At 70.7% G+C, this 25,568-nt stretch carries 31 protein-coding genes; 13 read left to right on the forward strand and 18 right to left on the reverse strand.

What is annotated here, in order from left to right; all coding sequences use genetic code 11:
• The first annotated feature begins 105 nt into the window (after positions 1 to 105).
• A complete protein-coding gene (gene heR, locus Tbon_RS06250; RefSeq protein WP_158066827.1) occupies positions 106 to 870 on the forward strand; it encodes a heliorhodopsin HeR in 765 nt (254 codons plus the stop codon).
• Here heR and Tbon_RS06255 read toward each other — a convergent pair.
• Positions 853 to 1,365: a hypothetical protein gene (locus tag Tbon_RS06255; RefSeq protein WP_158066828.1), complete on the reverse strand. Its 513-nt coding sequence runs from the start codon at positions 1,363 to 1,365 to the stop codon at positions 853 to 855. The two genes, heR and Tbon_RS06255, sit on opposite strands and share 18 nt — an antisense overlap.
• Before the next feature lie 213 nt (positions 1,366 to 1,578).
• Here Tbon_RS06255 and katG point away from each other — a divergent pair, with 213 nt between their 5' ends.
• Positions 1,579 to 3,744 carry a catalase/peroxidase HPI gene (gene katG, locus Tbon_RS06260; RefSeq protein ID WP_158066829.1) on the forward strand — a complete coding sequence of 722 codons (2,166 nt, stop codon included), beginning with the start codon at positions 1,579 to 1,581 and terminating at the stop codon, positions 3,742 to 3,744.
• An 88-nt stretch (positions 3,745 to 3,832) separates the two neighbouring features.
• Here the strand turns inward: katG and Tbon_RS06265 are convergent, their stop codons facing one another.
• Positions 3,833 to 4,195: a DUF2568 domain-containing protein gene (locus Tbon_RS06265; RefSeq protein WP_192498198.1), complete on the reverse strand. Its 363-nt coding sequence runs from the start codon at positions 4,193 to 4,195 to the stop codon at positions 3,833 to 3,835.
• 111 nt (positions 4,196 to 4,306) lie between these two features.
• Between Tbon_RS06265 and Tbon_RS06270 the strand changes: the two genes are divergently transcribed.
• The 7 genes from Tbon_RS06270 (at position 4,307) to Tbon_RS14495 (ending at position 7,667) form a co-directional block, all read left to right on the forward strand.
• A complete protein-coding gene (locus tag Tbon_RS06270; protein ID WP_158066831.1) occupies positions 4,307 to 4,774 on the forward strand; it encodes a DUF1801 domain-containing protein in 468 nt (155 codons plus the stop codon).
• Between the two features lie 99 nt (positions 4,775 to 4,873).
• Complete coding sequence (locus tag Tbon_RS06275; protein ID WP_158066832.1) at positions 4,874 to 5,275, forward strand: hypothetical protein; 402 nt, start codon at positions 4,874 to 4,876, stop codon at positions 5,273 to 5,275.
• Between the two features lie 84 nt (positions 5,276 to 5,359).
• Complete coding sequence (locus Tbon_RS06280) at positions 5,360 to 5,905, forward strand: disulfide bond formation protein B (RefSeq protein ID WP_158066833.1); 546 nt, start codon at positions 5,360 to 5,362, stop codon at positions 5,903 to 5,905.
• 56 nt (positions 5,906 to 5,961) lie between these two features.
• The gene (locus Tbon_RS06285; protein ID WP_158066834.1) at positions 5,962 to 6,189 is read left to right on the forward strand and encodes a type II toxin-antitoxin system HicB family antitoxin; all 228 of its coding nucleotides are present in this window, start codon (positions 5,962 to 5,964) and stop codon (positions 6,187 to 6,189) included.
• Positions 6,190 to 6,346: 157 nt separating this feature from the next.
• Positions 6,347 to 7,219 carry a hypothetical protein gene (locus Tbon_RS06290; protein WP_158066835.1) on the forward strand — a complete coding sequence of 291 codons (873 nt, stop codon included), beginning with the start codon at positions 6,347 to 6,349 and terminating at the stop codon, positions 7,217 to 7,219.
• Entirely contained in the window at positions 7,201 to 7,524 is a 324-nt protein-coding gene (locus tag Tbon_RS06295; protein ID WP_158066836.1) for a PIN domain-containing protein, read from the forward strand. The genes Tbon_RS06290 and Tbon_RS06295 overlap by 19 nt, the downstream gene beginning before the upstream one ends.
• Before the next feature lie 2 nt (positions 7,525 to 7,526).
• Positions 7,527 to 7,667 (forward strand): PIN domain-containing protein, encoded by a 141-nt coding sequence (locus Tbon_RS14495; RefSeq protein ID WP_404818785.1) that lies wholly within the window; start codon positions 7,527 to 7,529, stop codon positions 7,665 to 7,667.
• On the opposite strand, the gene lon is transcribed toward Tbon_RS14495, so the two are convergent.
• From lon to Tbon_RS06340, 10 genes are all read right to left on the reverse strand, one after another.
• Positions 7,624 to 10,059: an endopeptidase La gene (gene lon, locus Tbon_RS06300; protein ID WP_158066837.1), complete on the reverse strand. Its 2,436-nt coding sequence runs from the start codon at positions 10,057 to 10,059 to the stop codon at positions 7,624 to 7,626. The genes Tbon_RS14495 and lon overlap by 44 nt on opposite strands.
• Entirely contained in the window at positions 10,056 to 10,475 is a 420-nt protein-coding gene (locus Tbon_RS06305; protein ID WP_158066838.1) for an Hsp20/alpha crystallin family protein, read from the reverse strand. Before Tbon_RS06305 ends, lon begins: the two co-directional genes overlap by 4 nt.
• Before the next feature lie 128 nt (positions 10,476 to 10,603).
• Positions 10,604 to 10,816, reverse strand: coding sequence for a hypothetical protein (locus tag Tbon_RS06310; protein WP_158066839.1), 213 nt, complete (start codon positions 10,814 to 10,816; stop codon positions 10,604 to 10,606).
• On the reverse strand, positions 10,813 to 10,983 hold the full coding sequence (locus Tbon_RS13800) for a hypothetical protein (protein ID WP_192498199.1): 171 nt from the start codon (positions 10,981 to 10,983) through the stop codon (positions 10,813 to 10,815). The genes Tbon_RS06310 and Tbon_RS13800 overlap by 4 nt, the downstream gene beginning before the upstream one ends.
• A 158-nt stretch (positions 10,984 to 11,141) precedes the next feature.
• Positions 11,142 to 12,431, reverse strand: a complete 1,290-nt coding sequence (locus tag Tbon_RS06315) for an ABC transporter substrate-binding protein (RefSeq protein WP_404818786.1) — start codon at positions 12,429 to 12,431, stop codon at positions 11,142 to 11,144.
• A gap of 117 nt (positions 12,432 to 12,548) precedes the next feature.
• A complete protein-coding gene (locus tag Tbon_RS06320; protein ID WP_158066841.1) occupies positions 12,549 to 13,811 on the reverse strand; it encodes a branched-chain amino acid ABC transporter permease in 1,263 nt (420 codons plus the stop codon).
• A 3-nt stretch (positions 13,812 to 13,814) separates the two neighbouring features.
• A complete protein-coding gene (locus Tbon_RS06325) occupies positions 13,815 to 14,702 on the reverse strand; it encodes a branched-chain amino acid ABC transporter permease (protein ID WP_158066842.1) in 888 nt (295 codons plus the stop codon).
• A 27-nt stretch (positions 14,703 to 14,729) separates the two neighbouring features.
• Positions 14,730 to 15,443: an ABC transporter ATP-binding protein gene (locus tag Tbon_RS06330; RefSeq protein ID WP_158066843.1), complete on the reverse strand. Its 714-nt coding sequence runs from the start codon at positions 15,441 to 15,443 to the stop codon at positions 14,730 to 14,732.
• Entirely contained in the window at positions 15,440 to 16,228 is a 789-nt protein-coding gene (locus Tbon_RS06335; RefSeq protein ID WP_158066844.1) for an ABC transporter ATP-binding protein, read from the reverse strand. The genes Tbon_RS06330 and Tbon_RS06335 overlap by 4 nt, the downstream gene beginning before the upstream one ends.
• Positions 16,229 to 16,428: 200 nt before the next feature.
• Positions 16,429 to 17,649 (reverse strand): DUF3179 domain-containing protein, encoded by a 1,221-nt coding sequence (locus Tbon_RS06340; protein WP_158066845.1) that lies wholly within the window; start codon positions 17,647 to 17,649, stop codon positions 16,429 to 16,431.
• A 62-nt stretch (positions 17,650 to 17,711) separates the two neighbouring features.
• On the opposite strand from Tbon_RS06340, the gene Tbon_RS06345 reads away from it, so the two are divergent.
• On the forward strand, positions 17,712 to 17,972 hold the full coding sequence (locus Tbon_RS06345) for a hypothetical protein (protein WP_158066846.1): 261 nt from the start codon (positions 17,712 to 17,714) through the stop codon (positions 17,970 to 17,972).
• A 134-nt stretch (positions 17,973 to 18,106) separates the two neighbouring features.
• Positions 18,107 to 18,640: a hypothetical protein gene (locus tag Tbon_RS06350; RefSeq protein ID WP_158066847.1), complete on the forward strand. Its 534-nt coding sequence runs from the start codon at positions 18,107 to 18,109 to the stop codon at positions 18,638 to 18,640.
• A gap of 3 nt (positions 18,641 to 18,643) precedes the next feature.
• On the opposite strand, the gene Tbon_RS06355 is transcribed toward Tbon_RS06350, so the two are convergent.
• Positions 18,644 to 19,003, reverse strand: a complete 360-nt coding sequence (locus tag Tbon_RS06355) for a hypothetical protein (protein ID WP_158066848.1) — start codon at positions 19,001 to 19,003, stop codon at positions 18,644 to 18,646.
• Between the two features lie 314 nt (positions 19,004 to 19,317).
• Positions 19,318 to 19,611, reverse strand: coding sequence for a hypothetical protein (locus Tbon_RS06360; RefSeq protein WP_158066849.1), 294 nt, complete (start codon positions 19,609 to 19,611; stop codon positions 19,318 to 19,320).
• Positions 19,612 to 19,711: 100 nt separating this feature from the next.
• Between Tbon_RS06360 and menA the strand changes: the two genes are divergently transcribed.
• Positions 19,712 to 20,611 carry a 1,4-dihydroxy-2-naphthoate octaprenyltransferase gene (gene menA, locus Tbon_RS06365; protein ID WP_192498200.1) on the forward strand — a complete coding sequence of 300 codons (900 nt, stop codon included), beginning with the start codon at positions 19,712 to 19,714 and terminating at the stop codon, positions 20,609 to 20,611.
• 8 nt (positions 20,612 to 20,619) lie between these two features.
• Here the strand turns inward: menA and ruvC are convergent, their stop codons facing one another.
• The gene (gene ruvC / locus Tbon_RS06370; protein ID WP_158066851.1) at positions 20,620 to 21,099 is read right to left on the reverse strand and encodes a crossover junction endodeoxyribonuclease RuvC; all 480 of its coding nucleotides are present in this window, start codon (positions 21,097 to 21,099) and stop codon (positions 20,620 to 20,622) included.
• A gap of 46 nt (positions 21,100 to 21,145) precedes the next feature.
• Positions 21,146 to 21,742 (reverse strand): MarR family winged helix-turn-helix transcriptional regulator, encoded by a 597-nt coding sequence (locus tag Tbon_RS06375; RefSeq protein WP_158066852.1) that lies wholly within the window; start codon positions 21,740 to 21,742, stop codon positions 21,146 to 21,148.
• Positions 21,743 to 21,816: 74 nt separating this feature from the next.
• Here Tbon_RS06375 and Tbon_RS06380 point away from each other — a divergent pair, with 74 nt between their 5' ends.
• Positions 21,817 to 22,404 (forward strand): protoglobin domain-containing protein, encoded by a 588-nt coding sequence (locus Tbon_RS06380; RefSeq protein ID WP_158066853.1) that lies wholly within the window; start codon positions 21,817 to 21,819, stop codon positions 22,402 to 22,404.
• Between the two features lie 10 nt (positions 22,405 to 22,414).
• Here Tbon_RS06380 and uvrB read toward each other — a convergent pair whose 3' ends face one another.
• Positions 22,415 to 24,535: an excinuclease ABC subunit UvrB gene (gene uvrB / locus Tbon_RS06385; RefSeq protein ID WP_158066854.1), complete on the reverse strand. Its 2,121-nt coding sequence runs from the start codon at positions 24,533 to 24,535 to the stop codon at positions 22,415 to 22,417.
• Positions 24,536 to 24,756: 221 nt separating this feature from the next.
• On the reverse strand, positions 24,757 to 25,554 hold the full coding sequence (locus tag Tbon_RS06390; RefSeq protein WP_192498201.1) for an enoyl-CoA hydratase/isomerase family protein: 798 nt from the start codon (positions 25,552 to 25,554) through the stop codon (positions 24,757 to 24,759).
• Between the last annotated feature and the right edge of the window lie 14 nt (positions 25,555 to 25,568).

Consider the following 25,568-nt stretch of genomic DNA (forward strand, 5'->3'; position numbering starts at 1 on the left):
AGTCGGCCGGCGCGTTGACCCCGGCCCGGGGGAGCTATACTCCGGCCGCCCCCGCAGCGGGCGCGCACGGCGTCCCGGTCTGCCGCAGGGGGCAGGAGGGCGCGCATGGCAGCAGATGAGCCCGCGGCCGTCTACCGGAGGCTGCGCCGGTACAACTTCGTGATGGGGCTGGTGCACCTCGCACAGGGCGCAGCAGTCCTCGCCCTCAGCAACGACTTTGCGCTGCCGGTCCACGCCACCTTCATGCAGGGGCCGCCCGGCCAGGAGCCGCCCCGCCTCGAGCACCTGTTCGACCTCCGCATCGGGCCGGCCGTGGCGGCGTTCCTCTTCATCTCGGCGGCGGCCCACCTGCTGCTCGTGCTGCCCGGGGTCTTCGACTGGTACCGCCGCAACCTCGAACGCCAGCGGAACGATGCGCGCTGGATTGAATATTCGGTCAGCGCCTCGCTGATGGTGGTCCTGATCGCGATGCTGACCGGCATCGGCGATGTCGCCGCCCTCGTGGCGCTGTTCGGCGTCAACGCGGCGATGATCTTCTTCGGGCTCCTCCAGGAGCACACCGAACGCCCGGGCGAGGGCCGACTCCTCCCGTTCTGGCTCGGGTGCATCGCCGGCGCGGTGCCGTGGGCGGCGATCGGCATCTACCTGCTCACCCCGGGGACGCCGGGCGAACCCCCGGGCTTTGTCTACGCCATCTACGTGTCGCTCTTCCTTTTCTTTAATGTCTTCGCGCTGAACATGTGGCTCCAGTACCGGCGCGTCGGCCCCTGGCGGAGCTACCTGTTCGGCGAGGCGGTCTACGTCTTCCTCAGCCTGGCGGCGAAGTCGGCGCTGGCCTGGCAGGTCTTCGCCTCAACGCTCATCGATTAAGACCCACCCTCCGCGGGCCGCGACCCGCTCCCAGGCGCCGGCGGTCCACCAGCCGAGGATGCAGCTCACGTGGCGGGAGACCGTGTCGAGGTCCTCGCGGCGCTCCGGCGTGCTGTGGACCAGCCCCACGGCCTCCACGCAGCCGTCGTCGGTCAGCCGGTAACGGATGCGGCTGACGATGTACCGGGTCCAGCTCCGCGCGATGAGGAGTTCGCCCTCGGCCATGATGCCGATCCATTTGTCCTCCATCTCCCGTGGCAGGAGGCCGCGGCGGAGCCAGCGGGATTCGACCGGGCTGAAGATGTGGTGGAAGTCGAACTCCTCCGTCGGCCAGCCGGGGTAGGGCACGAGGCCCCTGCTCCAGCGCTGCAGCCGGGCGAGCCACTCGGATGAGGGCGTGGGCGGCTCGGGGATGGGCTTCCCGGCGAGGCCGTAGCAGCCGCGGACCTCGTCCATGACCGCGGGGTTGAGGGTGACGGTGCGGCGGCGTGCCATGCGGGCAGGATATTGCGCCCCGGCGACAGGTGGCGTCGCCATGCCGTGTCCCCGGTCTCGTTTGCGCCTTCCGCCCCCTCCCCGCCGCTGCTAGAATGGACCGGCACCAGTTCTGGAAACAGTCCAGTTGCCGGGACCGGCTGCCCGGCGCCCCGGCGCCGGTATCCAGCATCCGCCAATCCACCCAGCTTTCCGGAGGAACCGAACCGACCGATGTCTGCCAACGGCACGATGAAGCTCAAAGGCAAACGGAACCGCGACTGGTGGCCCAACCAGCCCGACCTCTCCCTGCTCCGCCAGAACCACCCCAACTCCGACCCGATGGACCCCGGCTTTGACTACCGGAAGGAGCTCGAAACGCTCGATGTCGAGCAGCTCCGCCGGGACATCTACGAGCTGATGACCACGCCGCAGGACTGGTGGCCGCCCGATTACGGCCACTACGGCCCGCTCTTTATCCGCATGACCTGGCACGCGGCCGGCACCTACCGCGTGCACGACGGCCGCGGCGGCGCCTCGCGCGGGACGCAGCGGTTCGACCCCCTCGCCAGCTGGCCCGACAACGCCAACCTCGATAAGGCCCGCCGCCTCCTCTGGCCGATTAAGAAGAAGTACGGCAAGAAGATCTCCTGGGCCGACCTCATCGCCTTCGCCGGCAACTGCGCCCTCGAATCGATGGGCTTCAAGACCGCCGGCTTCGCCTTCGGCCGCGAAGACGTCTGGGAGCCGGAGGATATCGACTGGGGCCCCGAAGACGAGTGGCTCGGCGACGAGCGCCACTACGGCGAGCGCGAGCTCGATGAGCCGTACGCCGCCATCCAGATGGGCCTCATCTACGTGAACCCGGAGGGCCCGAACGCCGTCCCCAGCGCCCTCGCCGCCGCGAAGGACATCCGCGAATCGTTCGGCCGGATGGCGATGAACGACGAGGAGACCGTGGCCCTCATCGCCGGCGGCCACGCCTTCGGCAAGACCCACGGGGCGAACCCGGCGAGCTACGTCGGCCCTGAGCCGGGCGGCGCCCCGCTGCACGAGCAGGGGCTCGGCTGGAAGAACAGCTACGGCACCGGCAAGGGTCCCGATACCTACACCAGCGGCCTCGAAGGCGCCTGGACCCCGACCCCGACGAAGTGGGACAACTCCTACCTCGAGACCCTCTTCAAGTACAACTGGGACCTCACGAAGAGCCCGGCCGGCGCCTGGCAGTGGGTGCCGACCGACCCCGAGGCCCAAAACCTCGTGCCCGATGCCCACGACCCCTCGAAGCGGCACGCGCCCGTCATGCTCACGACGGACCTCGCGCTCAAGATGGACCCCATCTACGAAAAGATCGCGCGCCGCTTCCTGGAGCACCCGGAGGAGCTGGAGGACGCCTTCGCCCGCGCCTGGTTCAAGCTCATCCACCGCGACATGGGCCCGGTCACCCGGTACCTCGGCCCGCTCGTGCCGAAGGAGACCTGGACCTGGCAGGACCCGATCCCGCCGGTCGACCACCCGCTCATCGACGCCGATGACATCGCGAAGCTGAAGGCCGACCTGATCGGCTCCGGCCTCTCCGTCTCCGACCTCGTCTTCACCGCCTGGGCGGCGGCCTCGAGCTACCGCGGCACCGACCGTCGCGGCGGCGCGAACGGCGCCCGCATCCGCCTCGCTCCCCAGAAGGATTGGCCCGCGAACGACCCGCCGCGCCTCGCCCGCATCCTCGGCGTGCTCGAAGGCATCCAGCAGCGGTTCAACGCCCAGGCCGCGGGCGGCAAGCGCGTCTCCCTCGCCGACCTCATCGTGCTCGGCGGCTGCGCGGCGGTCGAGAAGGCGGCGAAGGATGCCGGCTTCGACATCGCCGTGCCGTTCACCCCGGGCCGGATGGACGCCACGCAGGAGCAGACCGACGTCGAATCGTTCGGTTACCTGGAGCCGAAGGCCGACGGCTTCCGCAACTTCCGCAAGCCGGGCCTGAAGAAGCGCGCCGAGCACCTGCTCGTCGAAAAGGCCGCGCTCCTCGAGCTCACCCCGCCCGAGATGACCGTCCTCGTCGGCGGGATGCGCGCGCTGGCGGCGAACAGCGGCGAAACGAAGCTCGGCGTGCTGACGAACCGGCCGGGCGTCCTCACCAACGACTTCTTCGTCAACCTGCTCGACATGAACACCCAGTGGGTGCCGACGAGCGAGGCGGAGGAGGAGTACGAGGGCCGCGACCGCGCGACCGGCGCCGTGAAGTGGACGGCCACTCGGGTCGACCTCGTCTTCGGGCACAACGCCGAGCTGCGCGCCCTCGCCGAGGTGTACGCCTGCGACGACGCCCAGGAGAAGTTCGTGCGCGACTTCGTGAAGGCGTGGGACAAGGTGATGAACCTCGACCGGTTCGACCTGCACAAGTAGGGCGCAGGTCGCTCCTGCGGAGCCGCGGGGCCCGGGCAGTGCGCCCGGGCCCCGGTTGCTGCCGTCCACGGATGAGCCGTACGGGCGCTCAGCCCATGCCGAGCAGGCGCATCACCCTGCCCCATGAGAGCGCGTAATCGACCACAGCCAGGGCGAGGAAGACGCCGGCAGCGGGCATCCCCCGGAGCTGGACGAGCGCAGCCGTCGCGGCAGCGAAGAGGGCAGCTTCGAGCGCGAGGCGTGCCGGCCCGGGGATGGCCACCACCGCCGGGCCCGGGTCGTTCGGCACACGGAAGATGCCCCAAACTGCCGCAGCGGCAACGGGGAGCAGAAGGGCGAGCAGCACCCGGGCCGGCAGCGGGGCATCGGCGGCGGAGCCCCACCAGCCGAGGATGGCGAGGGCGGCAACCTCCAGGGCGAACCGGAGCGGGAGGTGGATGGCGTTCAGCACCCGGCGCGGACCGGCGCCAGGTTCGGCAGTGCGGCGTCCATCGTTCGCCTCCCGGGGCGGGGGTAGGTCGACGATACACGACCGGGACGGCGGGCGCCGCGGGCGGATACGATGTCGGCTGGCGGCCGGTACCGGCCGCACGGAGGACCACCGGTGTCGACCCCCGGCAACGAACCGCAACCGTCCGCAAGCGCGGAGATCGACCGCTTCATCGCCGGCATCGGCGACTGGCGCGGCGAAACGCTGGCCCGCCTGCGCGCGCTCATCCTCGAAGCCGACCCCGGCATCGTCGAAACATGGAAGTGGGTCACGCCCACCCGGCCGGGCGTCCCGGTGTGGGAGCGCGACGGCATCATCTGCACCGGCGGCGCCTTCCGCGGCTATGTCAAGCTCACCTTCGCCCGCGGCGCCGAACTGCCCGACCCGGCCGGGCTCTTCAACGCCGGCTTCGGCGGCAATGCGCGCCGGGCGATCGACCTCCGCGAGGGCGAATTCCCCGACCCGGAGGCGTTCAAGGAGCTGGTCCGGGCCGCCGCCGCGCTGAACGCCGCCATCCGCAGCGCGAAGCGCCGCCGCTGACGGACACGGCGCAGAAGGAGTCACTGCCATGGGCGAGGAAGGACCCGGACGCGCGGCGCACAGCGGAACGGCCGGCGCTACCAAAAACGCCGTCCCACGATGAACCACTTCTGCCCCGGCTGCTTCGCCGAAATCCCCGCTGAGGCCGTGCGCTGCCCCGTCTGCGGGTTCGACCTCGCGGCCTACGACGGCCTCCATTTCGAGGAGCGCCTCCTCCTCGCCACCCGTCACCTCATCCGCGAGCACCAGATGATGGCCGTCCAGGTGCTCGGCCAGCGGCGCAGCAGGCTCGCTCTCGCCCGCTTCGCCGACATCCTCGCGAACGAGCGCGACCCCTACGTCTGCCTGGTGGTGCTGCGCGCGCTGCGCAACTACCCGCCGGATGTCGCCCTGCCCCTGGTCCGGGCCGCCGAGGGCCACCGGTCACGCCTCGTTGCCCGTTTCGCGCGCGAGCTGGAGGCTGAGCTGCGGGCCGGCCCGACCGGGCCGCCCGGCACCTGAACTTCCCTTTCCCTCGCCTGTCCGGGGCGGTGGCCGGGCGGCCGTACAATAGGTCCCGCGGGCCGCTCCGCCCGCGGGTGTGCTATGGAGTCCGAACCGTACGTTTCCCCGGTCCTCGCCGCCGGCAGTATCGGCGTCGTCTTCGCTGTCCTGTTCGCCATGCTCGCCGCCGAGCACCCGGCCGCCGCCGCCGTCCGCCGGCTGGTCACGGTCCACGGGCAGAAGTTGATGTTCGCCGTTGCCGCCACGGCGATGGCCGGGTCGCTCTACTATTCCGAATATGTCCACTTCACGCCGTGCGAACTCTGCTGGTTCCAGCGGATCGCGATGTACCCGCTGGCCATCCTGCTCGGCGTGGCGCTGCTGACGCGCAGCCGGCTCGATGCGCGCTACGTGGTCACGCTGGCCGGCGCCGGGCTGGCCGTCTCCATCTACCACTACCAGCTCGAACTCTTCCCCGACCAGGCCGCGCTCTGCACCGGCGAGGCCGTCTCGTGCACGGTCCGCTTCGTCGAGGAGTTCGGATTCGTGTCCATCCCGTTCATGGCCGGGTGCGCGTTCCTGTCGGTCCTGCTGCTGCAGGCGGCGGCCTGGCGGGTCCGCTACCTGGAGGAGCGGGGCCTGGTGTGAGGGCGCGGCGGGGCGCGGCAGCGCGACGGCGTGGCGGCTGGTAGGATGTCGGCGGAATGTCAAACGGCAACGCAGGCGGCGACGAGGTCATTTTTGTTGTGACCGAGGACCCGGAGGGCGGCTTCGTCGCCCGGGCGCTGGGTCCGGCTATCGTCACCGAGGCTGACACGATTGAAGCCCTGCGGGAGCGGGTCCGCGACGCCGTCCGCTGCCACTTCGAACGGGACGGGCTGCCGCGGCTCATCCGGCTCCACTTCGTCCGCGACGAGATCCTGGTGGCATGACCCGGCTGCCGGGGCGCTATGCGCCCTGAACTGCAGGCCGCGAACCGGTCCGCTCGCTCAGAGGCACACGGGACCCTGCCTGCAGTGTGACGGCGCGGCGGGGTACAGTACGCTGAAATCCCGGTCCGGCAACCCTGGCCGGGGGAGGTTGGCCGTCATGCCCGACCACGGTACAGCCATTCGCTTCACGCTCGAGACGCCGGACGCCGCGCCCGGACAGGTCGGTGTGCCCGAGCTGGCGGCGTTCCTCGAGGGAGTCCAGCGCGCGGTGACCATCCTGGTCGAAGACGCATGGGGGCGGGAGCACGGCAGAGGCCGCATTCCGGAGGCCCTCCGGGCGGCAGCCGCCCTGGTGCTGACCGACGCGCGTGCCGGCAGTTTCTCGGCCACCCTGCGCGTGGCTCAACCGAAGGGGCTGTGGGACTCCAGCATCGCCGAACGCACTCTCGAACGGGCCCTGGGCGGCTTTGAGGCCATCGCCCGCGGTGAGCGGCCCGACCTCCCCCGGGCTGCAGCCGACCACCTCGTCGCGGCGGTTCGGCCCGTTTGCCGGGCGGGCGGCCGGCTGGAGGTCAGCGGCACCGGACTCGACCGGGTGATCACCTTTGATGCGCGGACGAAACTCCCCACCGAAGCGGCATCCGGGGAGGCAGGGCTGGTGCGCGTTGCCGGCGAACTCCTCGAGATTGACTATCGCGACAGCACCGCCGAGCTCTGGGCGGCCGACGGCACACGCACCACCCTGCTCCTCGGACCCGGGCAGCTCGACGCCGTTGACGAGCACCGCCGCCGGTACGTCGCGGTCCGCGGGACGTGGGAGGACCGCCGCCGCCGGCGCCTGCGGGTCGGCGATGTTCTCCCGCTCGACGGGGCCGCAGCGTTCTGGAGGGCCCCGACGCTTGAGGAGCTCGAGGCCAGGCAGGGCGTCGCCCCGGTCCACAGCCTCGCGGCGCTGCGGCTTCCTTCATGGGAGGGCGAGGACGAAGACGCCTTCCTCGAGACCCTCCGGCGGTGGCGCGAAGCATCGTGACCCACCCCGCCTCGCCATCAGCGCCGCTGCCTCGCCGGGTGCTGGTCGATACCGACGTGCTCTCCTATCTCCTGCGCAACGACTCCCGCGCGGCGCAGTTTGCGCCGCTCCTCGAAGGGCGCGTCATCGTCGTCTCGTTCCAGACGGTCGCAGAGCTGTACCGCTGGGCGCTGGAGCGAGGGTTTGGCGAACGGCGCATGCAGGAGCTCGAAGGGCTGCTCCGGCGGCTCGTCGTCGTGCCGAGTCGAACGCCCTGTGCGCGGAATGGGCCGCGGTCCACGCCGAGGCGCGGCAGCGCGGCCTGAGCATCTCGCCGCAGGACGCCTGGATCGCGGCCACCGCCCGCCTCTACGACCTTCCGCTCCTGACGAACAACCGCCGCGACTTCGAGCAGGTCGACGGCGTCACGCTCCTGGAGCCGCCCCCTCCCCCAGCGCCTCCCGGATGACCTCGCTCGCGTCCGTCACGAAGACAAAGCGCAGCTCCTTCCGCGCCTCCTCCGGCACGTCCTCGGTGTCGCGCTCGTTCTCCTTCGGCAGAATCACGGTGCGGATCCCGGCCCGGTGCGCCGCCAGCACCTTCTCCTTGATGCCGCCGACCGGCAGCACCCGCCCGTGGAGCGTAATTTCGCCCGTCATCGCGACGTCGCTGCGCACGGGCCGCCCGCTCGCCAGCGATACGAGCGCCGTCGCCATCGTCACGCCCGCCGAGGGGCCATCCTTCGGCACGGCGCCCGCCGGAACATGGACATGGACCGCCTTGTGCTCGAAGAAGCCGGGGTCGATGCCCAGCTTCGCCGCGTTCGAACGGACCCAGGTCAGCGCGGCCTGCACGCTTTCGCGCATCACATCGCCGAGCTGCCCGGTGAGGATGAGCCGCTCCTCGCCGGCGGGCATCGCCGCGGCCTCCACCTGGAGCACGTCGCCGCCGGCCGTGGTCCAGGCCAGCCCGGTGGCAATGCCCGGGCGGTCGATCCGGATGAATGCGTCCTCCGGGATGCGCGGCCGGCCGAGGTACCGTTCGACGGCAGCGACGTCGATGGTCACCGGGGTCGCTTCGCCTTCGACCACGCGCCGGGCGACCCTGCGGACGACGCCGGCGATCTCCCGTTCGAGGCCGCGCACGCCGGCTTCGCGGGTGTACCGCCGGATGATGTGGCGGAGGGCATCCGGTTCGAACACGATTTCGCCGGGCTTGAGCCCGTGGGCGCGGAGCTGCCGCGGCACGAGGTACCGCTCGGCGATGTGCAGCTTCTCGTCCTCGGTGTAGCCCGAGAGCTGCATCACCTCCATCCGGTCGCGGAGCGGCGGCGAGATGGTATCGAGCGTGTTCGCCGTGGCGATGAAGAGCACGGCCGAGAGGTCGAACGGCACGCCGAGGTACGTATCGGTGAAGCGGTGGTTCTGGGCCGGGTCGAGCACCTCGAGCAGGGCTGCGGCCGGGTCGCCGCGCCAGTCGCTGCCGACCTTATCGATTTCGTCGAGCATGATGACGGGGTCGCGCGTGCCGGCCTGGCGGAGGGCCTGGATGATCCGGCCGGGCATCGCGCCGATGTAGGTCCGCCGGTGGCCGCGAATCTCCGCCTCGTCATGCACGCCGCCGAGCGCCACGCGCGCGAACTTCCGGTCGAGCGCCCGGGCGATCGACTGCCCGAGGCTCGTCTTGCCGACGCCGGGCGGGCCGACGAAGCAGAGGATCGGCTCGGCGGCGGCGCGTTCGGTCGGCGGCAGGTCGGGACCGTCGCCGGCCGCGGCGGCGCGCTCGGCCCGCAGCTTGCGGACGGCGAGGTAGTCGAGGATGCGGTCCTTGATCTTGTCGAGGTCGTAGTGGTCCTCGTCGAGCACCGTGCGGGCGCGTTCGATATCGATGGCGGAGCCGCTGAGCTTCTGCCAGGGGAGGTTCGCAAGCCAGTCGAGGTACGTGCGGATGATCCCCTGCTCGGGCGAACCGGCGGGCAGGAGGGCGAGCCGTTCGAGCTCGCGGTCGGCCTCGGCGCGCGCCTCGGGCGGGAGGCCGGCCTCATCAAGGGCACGGCGCAGCTCGGCCAGCTCCTCGCCTTCGCCCTCGCCCAGCTCCTTCTGGATGGAGCGCAGCTGCTCGCGGAGGAAGTACTCGCGCTGCGATTTCGAAAGCCGCTGCTCGGTCTCCTGGGCGATCTTCCGGCCGAGCTCGCGGACGGCGATCTCGTGCTGGATGAATTCGATCAGCTTGCGGAGCTTCGCCTCGACGGTATCCAGCTCGAGCAGCTCCTGCCGCTGTGCGCCGCTGAGCGGCATCGCCGCGCCGACCAGGTAGCAGAGCTGGAGCGGGTCCGTGAGCGCCTCGGCGGCGGCGACGAACTCCTGCGGCAGCTGGATGACGGCGACGAGCTTCGCAATCAGCTCGAGGACGGCCCGCCGGAGCACTTCGCCTTCCGGGCCTTCGACCGGCCGCTCGGGCGCGCGCTCCACCCGGGCCTGGAGGTACGGCTCGGTGCCCGTGAACTCGAGGATCCGGACCCGCTCGATGCCCTGGACAACGACCTGGAGCGTCCCTTCGCCGGCGCGGGCGAGGTGGTGGACCACGCCGATTGTGCCGACCCGGTAGACGTGGTCCGGCCCGGCCAGGTCGACATCGTCGGTGTTCTGGGCGACGAACACGAGCCGCCGGTCGGCGCGCATCACGTCGTCGATGAGGCGGACGGAGCGGGGCTGGCCGACGGCGAGGGGGACGACGGCGAAGGGGAAGACGACCGTGCCCCCGCGGAGCGGCATAACCGGGAGGATTTCGATGCCGCCCTCATCGGAGGACGGCGGAACGTCGGCCGGAACCCCGGGCACCGAAAACGGTTCGCTGCTCATCGTGCGGCACCTCCGCTGGTCTTCGGGAATTCGAGCAGCAGGAGGCCGTTGTCGTAGCTTGCGCGCGTGCCTTCGGGGTCGATGCTGCAGGGGAGCGGCACTTCGAGCCGGAACGGCCCCTGGCGGACCTGGGCGGCGTGGTAGCGGGCATCGACCGGCGGGGGCGGGAGCCGGCGCTGGCCTTCGATGACGACCGCGTCGTCGTAGAACAGCAGGTCGATGTCCTCGACCGAGACGCCGGCCAGTTCGACGAGCACGGAAAGCGCATCGGCGGTTTCGGTGACGTCGGCGGCGGGCCGCCACCACGGCTGGGCCAGGCGGACGCGTTCGCGCCCGGGGAGCACGCCCGCGGCAAGCGGCTCCGGGCCGGTGCGGACGAGCAGGGCGTAGCGGTAGCTGATGCGGCGGTAGCGCACGGGGGCCTCCTGCGCGGCGCCCGGGCCGGGCGGGGCCCCGGGCCATCACCCCTTCAGCATGGCGCAGGCGCCGCGCAGCGGACAAGGGCCGAACGGTCCCCTCATTCGGCGGGGGATGGGGGCGCCGGCTACTCCTCCCGCCCGCGGCGGCCGAGCAGCCGCAGCACCTCGTCGACCGGGAAGGCGAGAGCGTGGAGGGAGACGACGAGGATGGCGGCCGTGACGGCGGTCAGCTCGTCGGGGCCGGCGCCGGTCACGTCCTGCCAGGTCAGCGCGGCGGCCGCGAGCACGGCCAGGACTGCCGCCAGGGTGGTGCGGACCTTCGCGTGGTAGCCGTTCATGCGAGCCTCCGGGCGAGCGCGGCGGCGAGCAGGGGCGGCAGGCCGAGCGCCGCCGCGGCGACCAGGCCGCCGAGCGGGCCGGTGGCTGCGCCGATGAGGGCTGCACCGGTGCCCTGGGCGAGGACGACGGCCGCGCGGCGCGGGAGCCGGCTGGTGGACGTGGTCATGGGGCAAACCTCCGGGCGGGGGGATTCTCCCCCAACCCTCGCACCCGGGGCGTCGAGCGCCAAGCCCGGCCCGTCACCGGCCCGCTCGCAGGAACGGACAACGGGCCCGGGGGAGGTTCCCCGGGCCCGCTGGGCGGTTCGTGCCGGAAGGGCGGCCGCTACTTCTTCTTGCCGACGTCGATGACCTCGCCGAAGAGGTCCCACTTCTTGGCGGAGGGGTTGTACTTCGCCAGCTGCTCGGCCTGGATCGGGTAGTAGTCCGGGCTGGGCGAGTCGAGCGGCGAGGTGTTGATGAGGATGCCCGGCAGGAGCGTCTCAATCCGCAGGTCCTTGATGCTCGTCGCCTGCTTCATGATGTTCTCCCGGGTCAGGTTGTTCCCGGCCCGCTTCAGCACGCCCTCGACGAGCGTCTGCGCAACGCTGTAGCCGTAGACGTTGAAGCCGTCGTTCGGGTTGCCATCCGGGTAGTACTTCTTCATGAAGGCCTTGTAGTCCTGGATGGCCTTATCGTTGGCCCACTGCGGGTCGCCCGGGTCCTTGATGTAAATGGTGGTGATGATGTTGCTCAGGTCCGCGCCCTGCTGGGCCGCCGGGTCGAGCACGGCCGGGATCGACTGCGAGACCGAGTTCAGGAGGATGGTGGGCTTCCAGCCGACCTGGGTCGCCGCGATGAGCGCCTGGGTCGCGAACTTCGGGGTCGCGATGATGAAGAAGGTATCGGCGCCGGATTCCTTCAGCTGGGTCACCTGGGCGCTGACCGACGCATCAGTGGTCGCGTACGTGGCTTCCTTGACGATGACCTGCGAGGCCTTTGCGCCGAGCGCCTTCTTGAAGCCCTCGAGGTAGTCCTTGCCGTAGTCGTCGTTCTGGTAGAGGATGGCGACCTTCGCGTTCGGCTTTTCCTTCGAGAGCCACTCGACGTAGATGGCCGATTCGGACTGGTAGTCAGGCTGCCAGCCCATCGTCCACGGATGGCTCTTCGGGTCGGCGCCCCACTTCGAAGCGCCCGTCGCGACGAAGATGTGCGGGACCTTCTGCTGGTTCAGGTAGTCCCAGATCGCCGTGTTGGACGGCGTGCCGAGCGTATTGAAGATGAAGAGCACCTTCTCCTGCTCGACCAGCGTGCGGGCGCACTGGACCGTCTTGTCCGGCGAGTACTGGTCGTCCTGGGTGATGAACGTGATCTTCCGGCCGTTCACCCCGCCCTGCTCATTCACCATCTTGAAGTAGGCTTCGATGGACTTCCCGATGGTGCCGTAGGCCGCAGCCGGGCCGGAGAACGGATAGCAGCTGCCGATCTTGATCTCGGTGTCCGACGCGCCGGTGTCGTACTTCTTGACGTCCTGCTGCTGCGTCGGGCTGGCCGCCGCCGTGGCAGCGCCGCCGGGGGCGGGCGTCTCCTTCTTGGTGTCGTCGTCATCGCCGCCGCAGGCGGCAGCGAGGACCATGGCGACCGCTGCCAGCAGCGCCAGCAACGCGGTCCAGCGTTTCGGTTTCCTCATCTGGTGCGTTCCCTCCTGAATTCGAGTTCTGCCTTCACATGCCCTGCGGGCATGGGAATGCCGTCAGGACCGGCCCGCCCCGGCCTCGCCCGGCCGCCCGGCGATGGCGGCCGCCTCCTGGGCAGCCGCCGGTTTGCGCATGCGCATCCCGGAGCGGGCGTACCGCCACGTCTGCTCCAGGAATCCGACCACCCCATGCCGCATCACGTACATGAATACGATGAGGATGGCCGCCTGGATTGCATCGGGCGCCGACTTGTTGATGGACACGGTGACATCGGGCACGAACTGCTGGAACAGGCCGCCGATGATCGCCCCGTTGATCGTCGCCACCCCGCCGATGACCGCGCCGACGAGGAAGCGGATGGAGAGGAGCGGCGAGTACTGGTCGGGCGAAACGAACTGGATGACCACGCCATTGAGGGCGCCGGCCAGCCCGGCAAAGGCCCCGGCGATGCCGAAGACGGTCATCTTGTAGAGCGCCACATTGACGCCCATCGCCGCGGCAGCGGTCTCGTTGTCGCGGATGGCGACCAGCGCCCGCCCGAACCGGCCCCGCCGGATGTTCGCCGCCAGCACAAAGACGAGCAGCGCGAGGACCGCCGTGAGGTAGTAGAAGAACCGGTCGGGGTTCGTTTCCCAGAACGGGATGTTCAGCTTCCCGAACATGGAGACGCCCTGCACGCCGCCGGTGTAGTGCTCGAACTTCTTTGCCAGCGGGGTCACCGTCACGGCGAGCGAGAGGGTCGCGAGGGCCAGGTACGGCCCTTTGAAGCGGAGCGCCGGGATGCCGATGAGGAATCCGGCAACCCCGGCGAGGAGCGGCGCAATGAGCAGCGACCAGCCCCACGGCATCTCCCACTGCCGGAAGCCGATGCCGAGGGTGTAGCCGCCGATGGCGAAAAACGCGCTCTGCCCGAGCGAAATCTGGCCGCCGAAGCCGGTGAGGAGGTTGATCCCGACGATGACGATCATGAACTGGATGGCGACCGTCATCTTCAGCATCGAGGCGTGCGGGATCTTCTCCACGTAGAGCGGCATGAAGAGGAAGAACGCGATGATGAGCGCATACCCGGCCCAGCGGAGCGCCCGTGCGGCGGCCGGGCTGCGGTCGAGCAGGGGCGAAAGGGCCAGCGCCGCGACGACCGTGGCGATGGCGCTCAGGCTCAGGAGGGCGGCGAGGCCCGCGGCCGGCCGCACCAGCTTCCCGATTGCCGGGATATCGGCGATGTTCGTCTGCGGCTCCACCAGCCAGATGAGGCCGGCGAGGATGAGCAGCGGGAAGAACCAGTTCTTGCGGTAGTCGAACGTTCGCACGAAGTCCATCGGCTACACCCTCTGCACGGCCTGGCGCCCGAAGAGACCGGCCGGGCGGACCAGGAGAACAGCGACGATGACGACGAGCGCGAGCACGATATCGAGCTGCGTCCCGATGAATTCGATGTAGCGCCCGCCGAGGGCCACGATGTTGCCGAGCGCAATCCCGCCGACGACCGCGCCGGGCGGCGAATCGAACCCGCCGAGGGTGGCCGAGGCGAAGGAGAAGATGAGCACGGTCGCCATGAAGTTCGGCTCAAGCTGGACGATCGGCGCCGAGAGGATGCCGGCCAGGGCGCCGGCCGCGGCGGCAATCCCCCAGCCGAGGGCGAGCATCCAGCCGACGTTGATGCCCACCAGCTGGCTCGAAACCGGCTGCGCGGCGGCGGCCCGCAGCCCCAGCCCCAGCTTCGTCCGCTGGAAGAGCACGTAGAGGGCCAGCATCAGGACGATGAGCACCACGAAGATGAACAGGTGGTAGGGGACGATGAAGATATCGCCCACCTGCCAGGAGGCCTGGCGGACGCCGGTGGGCAGCGGGAACGGCTTCGGCACGCCGGAGTAGATCCAGAGCGCCAGCGAGTTGAAGAAGAGGTAGAGACCGAGCGTCACGATGACGATGGTGAGCTCGGGCGCGTTCTGCACCGGCCGGATGAGGATGCGCTGGACGGCGAGCCCGGCCGCGAACGCCAGGATGAGCGTGAGCGGCACCGCCACCCAGTAGCCCATGCCCGCGTTCAGGAACGACCAGCAGATGTAGGTCGAGAACATCGCCATCTCGCCCTGGCCGAAGTTGATGATGTGCGTCGACCGGTAGATGAGCACGAGGGCGAGCGCGAGCAGGCCGTAGATGCACCCGTTCGCCGTGCCGGCCAGCACCAGCTGGATGAATTCGGTCATGCGTGCCTCCTCTTCGAACCCGGCGCCTCAGTAGCCAAGGTAGGCCCGGCGGACATCTTCGCTGCCGGCGAGTTGCGCCGCCGGCCCCTCCATCGCCACTCTGCCCGTTTCGAGCAGGTAGGCGTACGACGCCACCTTGAGCGCGCGCACCGCATCCTGCTCCACGAGGAGCATGCTCACGCCCTCTTCCCGGTTGATGGTGGTCAGGATCTGGAAAATCTCCTGCACGATGAGCGGCGCCAGCCCGAGCGATGGCTCATCGAGGAGGAGCAGCTTCGGGCGCGCCATGAGCGCCCGCCCGATCGCCAGCATCTGCTGCTCGCCGCCCGACATGGAGCCGGCGCGCTGGTTCCGCCGCTGGCCGAGCACCGGGAAGTACTCGTACACCCGGGCGATGTCCTTCCTGATGCCGTCGCTGTCGCGGCGGGAGTACGCGCCCAGGCGGAGGTTCTCCTCCACGGTGAAGTCGACGAACGTGCCGCGCCCCTCGGGCACCATCACCATCCCCATGCGGACGAGGTCCTGCGTGGAGGCCCCGTTGATCCGCTGGCCCTGGTAGGTGATCTCGCCCCAGGTGCGCGTCTGGGCGAGCAGCGCGCGGAGCGTGGTGGTCTTGCCCGCGCCGTTCGCGCCGAGGAGGGCCACAATGCCGCCCTGCGGCACGGAGATATCGATGCCGAAGATGACCGGCCGGTCGCCGTAGGCGGCGCGCAGGTTCTTCGCTTCGAGAATCGCCGTCATGCCTCCACCCCCAGGTACGCGCGGATGACCTCCGGGTCGCGCTGCACCTCCGCGGGCGTACCGTCCGCAATCTTCTTGCCGAAGTCGAGCACCACCACCTTCTCGCTGATGCCCATCACGAGGCCCATGTGGTGCTCGACGAGCAGCACGGTGACATCGAACCGCTCGCGGATGTCCTTGATGAGCGCGCCGAGGGCGCTGACCTCTTCGTGGTTCAGGCCGCCGGCCGGCTCGTCGAGGAGGAGCAGCTTCGGCTTGGCCACGAGCGCGCGGGCGAGCTCGATCCGCTTCAGCGTGCCGAAGGGGAGGCCCGCCGCCGGGTGGTCGGCCACCCGCTCCAGCCCGAGGTAGGCGATCGCTTCGTTGACGGCGGCTTCGGCCTCGCGCTCTTCGCGGTTCACCCACGGCAGCCGCAGCGCCTGCGAGAAGACGTCGGAGCGCGTGCGGGCGTGGGCGCCGACGCGGATGTTGTCCCGCACCGTCATCGACGGGAAGAGCGCCAGGTTCTGGAAGGTGCGGGCGATGCCGAGGCGCGGCACCTCATGGGCCGCAAGGCTGAGCAGGTTCCGCCCGCCGTACCAGATCTCGCCCGCCTGCGGGTGGTACAGGCGGGTGATGGCGTTGAACATCGTCGTCTTGCCCGCGCCGTTGGGCCCGATGAGCCCGACAATCTGCCCGGCGGGGACGTCGAACGAGACATCGTCGAGGGCGACCAGGCCGCCGAACCGCAGCGTGATGTTGCGCACGCTGAGGAGCGGCTGGGCCCCGTTGGTGGAACTCGTCATCCCTCCCCCCTCAACTTTTGCGGCCGGAGTCTACGGGCTTGCCGCAGCTTGGAGCAAGGGCTTGCCGGGGTTCGAACGTTCGAGGGTGGTGAACGGCTGAGCGGATGCTCAGCCAGGCCCGGCCGCCACGGCGCAGGTTCGCATCCGGACGCTGTTCGGGGCCGCCGCGCAGGCTGCTGACCGGCCAGCCGGCCCTGCGCTCACGGCCGCCAGATGGCGGTGCCGGGGTGGAAGGCCGCCCACGCGAACCAGAACTCCGTGGTGTGCAGGGCAGGCGTCAGCTGCCGGCCGGCCAGCGGCCCGGCAACCGCGCGCCCGAAGATGTCCCAGGTGGAGCCGGTCGCGTCGTCGGTGAACGTGCCGGGTTCCGGGCCGGGCGCGAAGCGGAGCGTCCGCCCGCCGAGCCGGGCTTCGTACGCGGCGGCAGCGCCGATATCGCGCGACTGCGCGATCTCCCGCTGGTCGAGCGCCGAGGCGGCGCCGGGCATCCAGAAGACGGCCACCGGTACGCCGCCCGCCTCCACGTTCGCCACCTTCGCGGCCGCCAGCGCCTCCATCGGCACCGCCAGGCCGCGGCCGGCCCGGTCGAGCGCGACCACCCGTTCGAGCGCGGGCAGGCGCGGGTCGGGCGTGCCCTGGAAGAGGAAGGGCTGGCTCGCGGCGTCGTAGAACTCGTAGGGGTTGATGCCGTAGGCCCGATCGAAACCGGTGTCCTCGGTGAGCGCGGGCGCCCGGGGGAAGGCGCGGCGGAACTCGCCCCAGGGCACGATGCTCGCCGGGAGCGGCTCCAGCCGCTGCCCCGCATAGGCGCCCACGATGCCCTCGCCGGTGGCCTGCTGCCACCAGCTCTCGGTCTGCCGGTCCCACATCACGAGATCGGAGTGGCGGAGGTTGCCGGAGACGCCGAAATCGAGCACCTGCCCGCCGACGCGCCGGTCGAAGGCGATCGCCGTGTTGCACAGCGGGCAGAAGGTGACGACCACCGGCCGCTCGCCGAAGCGGTCGTTCACCACCTCGTGCCAGGTGAGGATATGGAGCGGGTACCCCTTCGTAATGCCGTCGACCGTGACCACCGCAACGGGCAGCCGGTCGGCGTAGCTGAGCGTTTCGGCCGGCGCGAAGCGGGCCCGGCCGCCGCGCGGCGCAGAGATAGTGACGGCGCCATCGGCATCGAGCGGGGGGATGCAGTCGCGCGCGGGGCAGCCGCGGAGGATTTCGCGCGGGTCCACGGTCGCGCGGGAGAAGTCGGTGTTCGGCCAGTCGGGGAACTCCGACTGAAAGCTGATGAGGCGGTCAACCGGCGAGAGGGTGGCGGTCGGCGTGGGCGGCGGCGCCGGCGTCGCCACGGGCGCAGAGCCGCCGCTGCAGGCCGCCGCGAGGGCGAGGAGCGGCGCAAGGAAGGGGAGGGCGTGCGTGCGCATGTGCGGCCGTAGTCTGGCCCCGCGACCGAAAAGAACCGGTCATGCCTGCTATCATCGGCGGGATGGAAACGCCCGAAGCCTTCGACATCGAGCGGGAGAAGCTCGCCTATCGCGGAGACCTTTTCGATGCCGCCCTCGCCGCGGGGGCTCCCATCCGGGTCACGGACCGCGGGGTGGTTGTTGCGCGCATGGCGCCGCTCGCCCCCGGGGCGACCCGCTCGTGCGTCCGCGCCGTGATGGCGGACGCCGATGCCATTCGGCAGCGCGTTGGCCGCGGCGACCGGCCGGTGAAGGCGCTCATCGAGGAGGGACGGCGCTTCTGATGCCGTTCGGCACGGAGTAATGAGCAGCTGCGCGACGCAGCGGACCGGGCCGGCGTCCGCAGCTTCGGCGCCTGACTGCCTCGAGGCCCAATCTCCCCCTGCTCCGGGCGAAGCGCCCGGTATGATCCCCGGCCATGACACTCGAGATGTGGGTCATCCTCGCCGTGCGGGTGGCGGGTTCGCTGCCCGTCCTGCGATGGGCGTTCGCCGGCGCCGTCATCGCCATCCTCGTCGACCTCTCCGACCTCTTCCTCCGCGCCTACCTCGACCTCGGCGGCGTGCGCAACTACCAGTCCTTCGACAAGTGGTGCGACCAGGTCTACCTGGCCGTCTTCCTCGTGGTCGCGCTCCGCTGGGAGGGCCCGGCCCGGGCGATCGCCGTCGCACTCTACGCGTTCCGGATGGTCGGCTTCGCGCTCTTCGAGGTCACCGGCGAGCGGTGGCTGCTGATGCTCTTCCCGAACGTCTTCGAGTTCTGGTTCGTGTTCGTGGCGTTCACCCGCCACTGGTGGCGAACTTTCTCGTGGCGGCCGCGCCCGACGGCGTTCGCGCTGGCGGGGGCCACGGCGGCGAAGCTGTTTCACGAGTACACGCTGCACGTGGGCCGCTGGTTCGACAGCTTCACCCCGAAGGATGTGGTGGCCTGGATTTTGGGGCCGTTCGGGTGACGGCTACCGGGCGGAAAGCGGCAGCCGCATCTGGTGGGGCTGCGTGTCGGGGAGCGCCGTGGACGCTCCGCCGGCCGGTTTCCCGGACACCGATGCCCCGCCGACCGCCCGCAGCCCGCTGGCCCGGGTCCCGGCCTGCCAGCACCCCGCGCCTGCCAGGTTCGCACCCCGGGCGTGCTCGAGGAGACCGGCCAGCTTCCGCAGGGCGGCGTTTCGCTCGGCCCACCGCTCGGCCTCTTCGGGCGAAAAGACGTGGCCGTACTCCGGGTCGGGCTCGCCCATCAGCGTCATGGAGATGACACGGTCGCCCATCCGGAGGACGGGCACCTCGACCGGTTCTCGGGGCGGGGTCGGTTCATCCACGGCGGGGACCTCCTCCGTCAATCATAGTCGGCATCGCGCCAGAACTGGGTCACCAGCACAACTGGGCGCCGGGAGTAGTTGACCCGCACCCGCAACGTCCGCCCCTGGCGGTTCTCGCACTCGATGGTCGCAACTGCTCCACGCGGGTCGTGTTGGCCCCGGTCGTCGCCGACGATGCGCGGAAAGTCCTCGGCGATGCCGGCAACGACATCGCGGATACCCGGCCGGGCGGGGTCGGCCCCCCGGCGAGGGCGTGTTCCGAAACCGCATAGTCGCGATTCCGCACGGCCGCAACGATGGCCTCGAGGTCGGCCTCAGTCGGGGAGCCGCCAGTCATCGGGGCGGAGGCCGAGCTCGCGGTAGACATCAGGCGGGAGCGAGATGTCGATGCCGCTCGTCGCCTCGTACCGGTTCAACTCCTTGCGCAGGAGCATTGAAAGGATTTTCGCCTGCTCCAGCGACATCCGCACGATTGCACGGTCGGCCGGCGGAATGGGCTGTTCCGCCAGCGGGCGCAGGGGCCGGGCGCCGAAAGCGAGGGTCAGGCCGTAGGGTGAGAAACTAAATTCGAATGTATCGGAGAAAAACTCCGGAACAGCCTCGGACATCGTCAACCTCCGCTGGCTTATCCGCCATTCTCACCCCCGCTGCAGCCGCGCCGCAATGCGGCCCTTTCCCTCCCCCACCGGGCCCCGTACGCTCCCCGCGATGCCTGCGCCCCGCACGTGGCTTATCGCCGCACGCCCCGTCTCCTTCACCGCCGCGGCCGTCCCCGCGCTCGTGGGGACGCTCCTCGCCGCGCCCGAATCGTTCACCTGGTGGACGGCCCTCCTCGCCATGCTCGGCTCCGTCCTCTTCCTCGCCGGGACCAACTTCGTCAACGACTACTACGACCACCGGAAGGGCACCGACGGCCCCGGCTCGCTCGCCCCGCCGGGCGCGATCCGGCAGGGGCTGCTGACGCCCCGGCAGGTGCTGGCCGCCGGCATCGCCTGCTTCGCCGCCGGGGCAGCCACCGGGCTCGTCCTCTGCTGGGCCGTGAGCTGGCAGCTCCTCTGGGTCGGGGCGGCGAGCCTCCTCGCCGGTTTCCTCTATACCGGCTGGCCGCTCCACCTCGCCTACCGCGCCCTCGGCGAGCTCGTCGTCTTCGTCTTCATGGGCCCCGTCATCGTCATGGGTGCCGCCTTCGTCCAGGCCGAGCGGTGGAGCCGCGACGCCTTCATCGCCTCGCTGCCGATCGGCTTCCTCGTCGCCGCTATCCTCCACGCCAACAACCTGCGCGACCTCGAGCAGGACCGCGCCGCCGGCAAGCGCACCCTCGCCACCATCCTCGGCCGGCGCTGGGCCGAACGGGAGCTCTGGCTGCTCATCGCCGCGGCGTTCGCTGCGCTCGCCGGGGCCATCGCGGCCGGGGCGCTGCCGTGGCCGTCGCTCCTCGCGTTCGCCGCCCTGCCCGGCGTCCGGCCGATGGTCCGCACGGTGCGGGCCGTGAACGCCGGGGCGAACCCCCGCCGGCTGAACTTCGTCCTGCGCGATGCCGCGCTCCTCCACCTGCGCTTCGGGCTGCTCCTTGCGCTGGGGCTGGCAATCGACTGGGCGCTCGGCTGAGCGCCGGCTCAGCGCGGGAGCCGGCCCTGCGCCCAGTGCGTGATGGCGACCGCCAGCGCATCGGCGGCGTCGGCCGGCGCCGGCGGCTCGGCAAGGCCGAGCTGGAAGGCCACCATCCGCGCGACCTGCTCCTTTTCGCCGCGGCCGAATCCGGCCACCGTCTGCTTCACGAGGAGCGGGGCGTACTCGGCAACCTCCAGCCCCGCATCGGCGAGGCCGATGATCGCCGCCGCGCGCGCCTCGCCGAGCGCCAGCGCGCTCCGGGCGTTTTCGCCCACGTAGCCCGCCTCAACGGCCGCCGCCGCGGCGCCCGTCTCCCGGGCGATGGCGCACACCCGCTCCCGCAGCGCGACGAGCCGGGCCGCGCGCGGGTCCGACGCGCGCGTGCGGATGACGCCGTGGCAGACGTGGGTCGCCCGCCCGCCGTCCACCTCGATGACGCCGTAGCCGGTGACGCCGAGCCCGGGGTCGATGCCGATGATGCGCACGGCGCCCATGGTGCCTCGCCCGGCCGCGGAGCGCGAACCGGGGCTGTCACCCGGCGGCCGGCGTGTGCTCCGGGCACTCCATCGCGGCCTCCGCGGCGCCGAGGGCCCGGTCGATGAGCGCGCAATGGTGCGGCCGGTCGCTCCCCGGGTGGGCATCCGGGCGGAAGTGGATGCACCCGGCGCAGGGCGCGCTGACCACCAGCCGCCCGGCCCGCACCTCGGCGGCCACCACCTTCGCGAGCACGGCTTCGAAGGCGGCCAGCTCGGCCTCCGGGAGCGCCGCGAGCGTCCGTTCGAGGCCGGCCTGCCACCGTTCGAGCCGGCCCCACGCCTCCCATCCTGCGGCCGTGAGGGCGAGCACCGACTGGCGGCCGTCGAACGGGTGGGGCCGCCGCTCGATGAGCCCCCGTTCGACCAGCGGGTTCACGATGCCCACCGCCGTCGGCGGGCGCACCCCGAGGAGCCGCGCGAGCTGGCCGGGCGTGGCCATGTCGGGCCGGGTCTTCGCGGCAAAGCGGAGGACGGCCGCCTGCGCCGGCGTCAGCCCCTCGGCCTGCCCCTGCTCCCGGGCCTCGGCCTCGGCCGCCCGGGCGAGCCGGAGGAGGGCCATCGCGATGCCCGCCGCGCGCTCCCTCGGTTCCATGGTTGACAGCGTACTGTAGGAAGCCTACATTCTGCATTCGGTAGGACTCCTACATCTTCTCCACGGAGGGACCGATGTCGACCACCACCATCCCCGGCTACCGCTACGGCGACCCTGCCCTGCCCCCGGGCCCCATCGACGCGGACGGCCTGCGCGACCTGCGCGCCGCCTGCCTGCTGAGCGACGACGACCTCGCCGCCCTGCGCGAGGCCGCCCCGATCATCGAGCCGCAGATCGAGGAGATCCTCGACACCTGGTACGGCTTCGTCGGCTCCCACCCGTTCCTGCTCGCCTCGTTCAGCACCGCCGAGGGCCCGCACCAGGGCTACCTGGCGGCGGTCCGCGCGCGCTTCGGCCAGTGGATCCGCGACACCCTGCGCGCCGAGTACGATGACCGCTGGGTCGCCTACCAGCGGGAGATCGGCCGGCGGCACGCAGACGGCAAGAACGCGACCGACGGCATCACCGGGGCGCCCGACGTGGTGCCCTACCGGTACGTGGCCGCGCTGATCGTGCCGATCACGGTGACGATGCGGCCGTTCCTGGCGAAGGGCGCCCGCGACGCGGAGCACCTGGAGCGGATGCACCAGGCCTGGTTCAAGGCGGTGGTGCTCTCCGTGGCGCTCTGGTCGGAGCCGTACGTGCGGGAGGGCTGGTGGTAGGCCGCTGGGCCTACCGCCGGTAGCGCCGGGAGCGGTCGCGGCCGCCCGCCTGGCTCCGGCCGAAGCGAAGCGGCCCGCCCTTCCCGGCGGCCGCCGCGAAGAGGGCCAGCTCTTCCGCATCGGTGCCCACCAGTTCGCGGCGGAGCTCCACGATCCGGTCGCGCAGGGCCGCCGCCTTTTCGAACTCGAGGTTCTTCGCGGCGGCCTTCATCTGCTGCTCGAGCTCCTTCACCAGCCGCAGCAGTTCGTCCTTCGGCAGCGCGCCGGGCGCCGGGCCGGCATCGTACCCGGCCTTCTCCTCCGCGGCCTGCATCCGCACGTGGTCGGTGATGTCGCGCACCGCCTTCTGGATGCTCGCCGCCTGGATGCCGTGCTTCCGGTTGTACTCCTCCTGGATCCGCCGGCGCCGGTAGGTCTCGTCGATCGCCTGCTGCATGCTGCCCGTGATGGTATCGGCGTACATCACCACCCGGCCCTCGACGTGGCGCGCGGCCCGCCCGATCGTCTGGATGAGCGACCGGTTCGAACGGAGGTACCCCTCCTTGTCGGCGTCGAGGATGCAGACGAGCGACACCTCCGGCAGGTCGAGCCCCTCGCGCAGGAGGTTGATGCCGACCACCACGTCGTACACCCCCAGCCGGAGGTCGCGCAGGATCTCCACCCGGTCGAGCGTCTCGACCTCCGAGTGGAGGTAGTGGGTCTTGATGCCCATCTCCTTCAGGTAGTCGGCCAGGTCCTCGGCCATCTTCTTCGTGAGCGTGGTGACCAGCGCCCGCTGGCCCTTATCGACCACCCGGCGGATCTCGTCCATCAGGTCGTCGACCTGGTTCTTCGTCGGCTTCACCACAATCTCCGGGTCGAGCAGGCCCGTCGGGCGGATGACCTGCTCCACCACCTGGCTGGAGACGCGGAGCTCGTAGTCGCCCGGCGTCGCGCTCACAAAAATCGCCTGGTTGATGTGGCGGTCGAACTCCTCGAAGGTGAGCGGCCGGTTGTCCAGCGCGGAGGGGAGGCGGAAGCCGTATTCGACGAGCGTCTCCTTGCGGGAGCGGTCGCCGAAGTACTGGCCCTGCACCTGCGGCAGGGTGATGTGCGACTCATCGACGACGAGCAGCCAGTCATCGGGGAAGTAGTCGAGCAGGCACCACGGCGTGGAGCCGGGTTCCCGCGCCTGCAGGTGGCGGGAGTAGTTCTCGACGCCCGGGCAGTAGCCGGTCTCGCGGAGGGCCTCGATGTCGTAGTGGGTGCGCTCCTCGAGGCGGGCCGCCTCCAGGATCTTCCCCTGCGAGCGGAGCCAGGCGAGCTGCTCCTCCAGCTCCTGTTCGATGCCGGCGATCGCCTGCTCCAGCCGGTCCTTCGTCGTCACGAAGTGCTTCGCGGGGTAGATGTCGATCTCATCGCGCTCGGCCACGATTTCGCCCGTAAGCGGGTCGAGCTCGACGATCCGCTCCACCTCGTCGCCCCAGAAGTCGATGCGGACGGCCAGCTCTTCGTAGCTCGGGAGGATGGTGAGCGAATCGCCGCGCACGCGGAACCGCCCGCGGACCACATTCTGGTCGTTCCGCTCGTACTGCATCGAGACCATCCGGCGGACGGCCTCCTGGCGGCTGAACCGTTCGCCCTTCCGGAAGCGGAGGACGAACTCCTGGTACTGGGCCGGCTCGCCGAGGCCGTAGATGCAGCTCACGCTCGCCACGATGATCACGTCGCGGCGGGTAAAGAGCGCCCGCGTGGCCGCATGGCGGAGCTTGTCAATTTCGTCGTTGATGTCCGCGTCCTTGGCGATGTAGGTGTCGGTCCGCGGGATATAGGCCTCAGGCTGGTAGTAGTCGTAGTAGCTGACGAAGTACTCGACCGCGTTCTCGGGGAAGAACTCCTTCAGCTCGGCGCAGAGCTGGGCGGCGAGCGTCTTGTTGTGGGCGAGGACGAGCGTCGGCCGGCCGGTGCGGGCGATGACGTTCGCGATGGTGAACGTCTTCCCCGAGCCGGTGACGCCGAGGAGCGTCTGGTAGCGGTCGCCCCGCTCGAGCCCCGCGACGAGCTTCTCGATCGCTTCCGGCTGGTCGCCGGTCGGCTGGAAGTCGGAGACGAGCTTGAAGGGCGCAGGCTGCGGGCGGACGATGGCCGTCATACGAACCAGTGTAGCCGACCCGCCCGCGGGCGGCGGCGGGCGACGGCGACGGCAGAGAGATGCGGGCGCATCCCGGCCTGCGCCCGCGACGGTCGGCCCGCAACGCGCCCCGATCGCTCCGTTGGCCCCTGGGGTGATCGGCGCCGGGAACCGGCCCCGCATCGTGGGCGGCCTGTGTGAACGGCGGGGGAACAGCCGGTGAACGGCCGGATCCGGCCCGCTCAGCGCCCCTTGAAGACCGGCGGCCGCTTCTCGAGGAAGGCCGCCCGCGCTTCGCGCCCGTCTTCGCTGGCGAACGCCATGCGGATGCTGGCCAGCTCCAGCCGGCACTGGGCCTCGAGGTCGATCGGCGTGGTCGCCTTCACCACCGTGCGCTTCGTCAGCCGCATGGTGATCGGCGAAACGGTCGCGCAGAGGCCCTGGCAGTACTCGGCGACGCGCGCCTCCCAGCGGTCATCGTCGACGACCTCGCCGACCAGCCCGAGGCGGAGCGCCTCTTCGGCGTCGACCGTCCTGTTCTCGAGGAGGAAGCGCATGGTCTGCTCGTAGCCGATCGCCTGGGAGAGGGTGAACGTCATGCCGCCGTCGGGCGACCCGCCGATGCGCGGGTAGCCCGCGAGGATGCGGGCGCTCCGCTTCATCAGCCGGATGTCGGTGGCCAGCGCGAGGGAGAGCCCGGCGCCGACAGCGACGCCGCTGATGGCGCCCACGATCGGCTTTTCGCACTTCTGGCGGAGGGTGAGGAGGAACTGGGAGACCCAGCCGAGGTCGTCGAGCTGGGTGTTGAGGGGCGACTTCGGGCTGTAGTCGCCGGGGCCGCGGAGGTCGAGGCCGGAGCAGAAGGCGTCGCCCGTGCCCGTGAGGCAGATGAGCCAGACGTCGTCGACGTTCATCGCCTCTTCAATGGCGGTGACCACGCCCCAGGCGAGCTCCTGGCTGAGGGCGTTCTTCACCTCGGGGCGGTTGAGGCGGATGGTCCGGACGTGGCCGGCGTCTTCGATGGCGATGAGGTTCGACACGGGGGCTGCCCTCC

It is taken from the genome of Tepidiforma bonchosmolovskayae, assembly GCF_008838325.1.
GTDB lineage: Bacteria > Chloroflexota > Dehalococcoidia > Tepidiformales > Tepidiformaceae > Tepidiforma > Tepidiforma bonchosmolovskayae.